The 3,576-nt window shown below is 72.7% G+C and carries 4 protein-coding genes; 3 read left to right on the forward strand and 1 reads right to left on the reverse strand.

Translation table 11 applies throughout. The annotated features are described in order from the left end of the window. The first annotated feature begins 51 nt into the window (after positions 1–51). Together hemL and IRZ18_09025 are read left to right on the forward strand one after the other, a co-directional pair. Positions 52–1,365 carry a glutamate-1-semialdehyde 2,1-aminomutase gene (gene hemL / locus IRZ18_09020; protein MBX5477245.1) on the forward strand — a complete coding sequence of 438 codons (1,314 nt, stop codon included), beginning with the start codon at positions 52–54 and terminating at the stop codon, positions 1,363–1,365. A 5-nt stretch (positions 1,366–1,370) separates the two neighbouring features. Next, positions 1,371–2,246 (forward strand): Asp23/Gls24 family envelope stress response protein, encoded by an 876-nt coding sequence (locus tag IRZ18_09025; GenBank protein ID MBX5477246.1) that lies wholly within the window; start codon positions 1,371–1,373, stop codon positions 2,244–2,246. Here the strand turns inward: IRZ18_09025 and IRZ18_09030 are convergent. Continuing rightward, the gene (locus tag IRZ18_09030) at positions 2,243–3,079 is read right to left on the reverse strand and encodes a cell wall hydrolase (protein MBX5477247.1); all 837 of its coding nucleotides are present in this window, start codon (positions 3,077–3,079) and stop codon (positions 2,243–2,245) included. The two genes, IRZ18_09025 and IRZ18_09030, sit on opposite strands and share 4 nt — an antisense overlap. A gap of 183 nt (positions 3,080–3,262) precedes the next feature. On the opposite strand from IRZ18_09030, the gene IRZ18_09035 reads away from it, so the two are divergent. Beyond that, a partial coding sequence (locus IRZ18_09035) for a Na/Pi symporter (GenBank protein MBX5477248.1) occupies positions 3,263–3,576 on the forward strand: 314 nt, incomplete at its 3' end.

The following is a 3,576-nucleotide window of genomic DNA, read 5'->3' on the forward strand; positions in this document are numbered from 1 at the left end:
GCCGCGCGCGTCCGGCGTTGGCTGGACGGTTGGAAGGGAAGGACCTGAACCGTGTCAAGCCGTTCCTCGGAATTGTTCGCACGCGCCCAGCGCGTCATCCCCGGCGGCGTCGACAGCCCCGTGCGCGCGTTCGGTGCCGTCGGCGGCGAGCCGCGCTTCATCGCGCGCGGCGAGGGGCCGTACGTGTGGGACGTCGACGGGCGCCGGTACATCGACTACGTGATGAGCTGGGGCGCCCTGCCGCTGGGTCACGCCGCCGCGCCGGTCGTCGAGGCCGTGGCCGCCGCCGCCCGCTCCGGGACCAGCTTCGGCGCACCCGTGGAGAGCGAGGCGCGCCTGGCGGAGATCATCGTCGACGCGCTGCCGGGCGTGGATCAGGTGCGCTTCGTCAATTCCGGCACGGAAGCGACGATGAGCGCCCTGCGCCTTGCCCGCGCGTATACGGGCCGGCCGGGCGTCGTCAAGTTCGCCGGCTGCTACCACGGCCACGCGGACCCGTTTCTCGTGGAAGCGGGCTCCGGCGCCCTGACGCACGGCCACCCCTCCAGCCCCGGCGTGCCGGAGGACGCCGTGCGTCACACGTACATCGCCCCATACAACGACCTCGCGGCGGTGGAGCGGCTGTTCCGTGATCACGGCGACGCGATCGCCGCGGTCATCGTCGAGCCGGTCGCGGCGAACATGGGGCTGGTGCCGCCGGCGCCCGGGTTCCTGCAGGGGTTGCGCGACATCACGCGACGGCACGGGGCACTGCTGATCTTCGACGAGGTCATCACCGGGTTCCGGCTGTCCTGGGGCGGCGCGCAGGTGCGCTACGGCGTGCGGCCCGACCTGACGTGCCTGGGGAAGGTGATCGGCGGCGGCCTGCCGGTCGGTGCGTACGCGGGGCCGCACGACATCATGCGGCTGCTGTCTCCGGCCGGCCCGGTGTACCAGGCGGGCACGCTGTCCGGGAACCCGCTCACGATGGCCGCCGGCATCGCCACGCTGGAGGCGCTGCGCCAGCCGGGCGCCTACGAGCGGCTGGAGGCGGCGGCGCGCAGCCTCGCCGAGGGTTTGGCGGCCGCGGCCGCCGGAGCGGCAACCGGATCGGCGGCGCAGCCGCCGTTGCAGGTCGTGCGGGAGGCGACGCTCGTCGGCCTCTTCTTCTCGCCGCGACCGCCGGCCACGTACGAGGACGTCCTCGCGGCCGACCGGACCCGTTACGCCCGCTTCTTTTGGGCCATGCTCGAACAGGGCGTCTACCTGCCGCCCTCGCCGTTCGAGATTCTCTTCGTCTCGCTCGCCCACGACGAGGCGTGCGTCGCCCGCACCATCGAGGCCGCGCGAGAGGCGCTGCTCCGCGCGGAGGCCGGGGAAGGGTAACGACCGTGGAGGTGTACGCGTTCGTCGGGCCGAGCGGCACGGGCAAGAGCCACCGCGCGTCGCTGGTGGCGGCGGATCTGGGCATCGCCTACATCATCGACGACGGCCTGCTCATTCACGCCGGGCGGATTCTCGCCGGCCAGTCCGCCAAGCGCGAGCACTCGGCGCTCGGCGCGGTGCGGCGCGCCATCTTCGCCGACGAGGCCCACGCGGCCGAGGTGCGCGCCGCCCTCCGTGAGCATCGCGTCGACCGCGTCCTCATCCTCGGGACGTCGGACGACATGGTGAACCGCATCTGTGACGCCCTGGACCTGCCCCGGCCCGAGCGGACGATCCGCATCGAGGACGTCGCCACGGACGAGGAGATCCGCCACGCCCGGCGTGTCCGCCGCACGGAGGGCAAGCACGTGATCCCGGCGCCCACCTTCGAGGTGAAGAAGAGCTTTTCCGGGTACATGGTGGACCCGCTCCGCTTCCTCTACCGGAGCCGCCACGCGCTTCACCGCGACATCGTCGTGGAGAAGTCGGTCGTGCGGCCCACCTTCAGCTCCCTCGGCAAGTTCTTCATCACGGACTACGTCGTCGGCAGCATCGCCGAACGGGCCAGCCGCACCGTCCCGGGGGTGGCGGACGTCCACCAGGGACCGGTGACGATCCACGAGGAAGGGGTCGTCATCACGCTGGACGTGGCGTTGTGGCTGGGGCGCCCGCTGCGGCCCGTCATGGAGCAGGTGCAGCGGGAAGCGCGGGAGATGGTGGAGCGCATGACGGCGCTGAACGTGCTGGCGGTCGACGTGACCGCGCGGCGGGCGCTCTGGCCCGACCCGCCGGCCGCGGTCGAGGCGAGGCGGGACGGGCCGCCGCCCCAGGCGTCCGACTAGGGCGCGAGATCGCGCGTCGTCGCGAAGCGGTGGTGGCCGATCGTCGCCAGCACGGGCAGCGACCGGATCCAGGGGTCCGTGGCGGACCGCGGGTCGTAGAAGAAGAGCGCGCCGTGGCTGGGATCGCTCCCGTACAGCGCCTCCTCCGCCGCCTTCAGCGCGGACGGGCTGGGATCGCGTTCGAAGAGCGGGCTGCGGATCCCCGCGAACTGGCCCGGAGCGAAGATCACGTCGTGGATGGAGTGCGGGAACCTGCCGCTCAAGACGCGGTTCAGGACGACCGCGCCCACGGCCACCTGGCCCTCGAACGGCTCGTCCGGCGCCTCCGCGTAGATGATGCGGGCCAGCAGCGTCAGGTCATCCTGCGTGAACGGCACGCGCGGCTTGCGTTCCGGTTCCGGGGCCGGCTGCGGCGCCTGCGCGTCCTCCAGCGTGATGGTGAACGTGTCGGCCTGCCAGTCGACCTTCACGCCGAGCGCCTCCGCGAGCGGGCGCAGCGGCGCGATGAGGCGGGCGTCGTCGTCCACCCATGGGGCGAAGGGCAGGTCCACCTGATCCTCCGACAGGCCGAGCGTGGCTTGTCCATCGAGCAGGGTGAGGACCTGGTCGCGCCCGAACGCGCGGAGCGCCCGGCCGCCCGGCACCACGAAGACCTGCTCCCCCAGCAGCTCCAAGAACTCCTTCGCGGGCACCACGGCCACGTCGCCCTTCAACGCCAGGCCCTTGAGCGTCACGGGCTTGCCGTTCAGCGAGAGGTGCAGTTCGCCTGCGGCCCGCGCCGCTGGAGCCGGGGCGACGGCCGTCCAGACGAGGATGGCGATGCCGAGCGCCACGGCGGACCGCCTTGGGCGAAGGCGGGCGACGGCGGACGACTGTGCGCGAAATTCCACGTGTGCATGCATAACGCTTGTATTTTAGCGACCGCGCTTCGCCGTGGCAACCTTCGCCAGCCGCGGCGGCGCCTTCCAGCATCGTCGCGCCCCGACCGCCATATGACGCCGTGGGAGGCGCGCGCAGTGACGATCGTGGACGCCATCGAGCTGGTCGCCGGGCTCGCCGCCCTGCTGTTTGGCATGAAGACAGCCACCGCGGGGCTCGCGCGCCTGGCCGCCGGCCGGCTCGCCGCCGCCGTCCAGCGGGCCGGCCGGCGGCCGTGGCTGGCCTTTCTCGTGGGCGCCGCCGTCACGGCCGCGGTGCAGTCGTCAAGCGTGGTCACGATCCTCCTCGTCGGCCTCGCGGACGCCGGGCTGCTGGACCTTTCCGCGGCGGCGTGCCTCGTCCTGGGCGCGAATGTCGGCACGACGCTGACGGCCCACCTGCTCGCCTTCGG

The sequence above is a fragment of the Clostridia bacterium genome, assembly GCA_019683875.1.
Lineage (GTDB): Bacteria > Bacillota > Sulfobacillia > RBS10-35 > Bu92 > Bu92.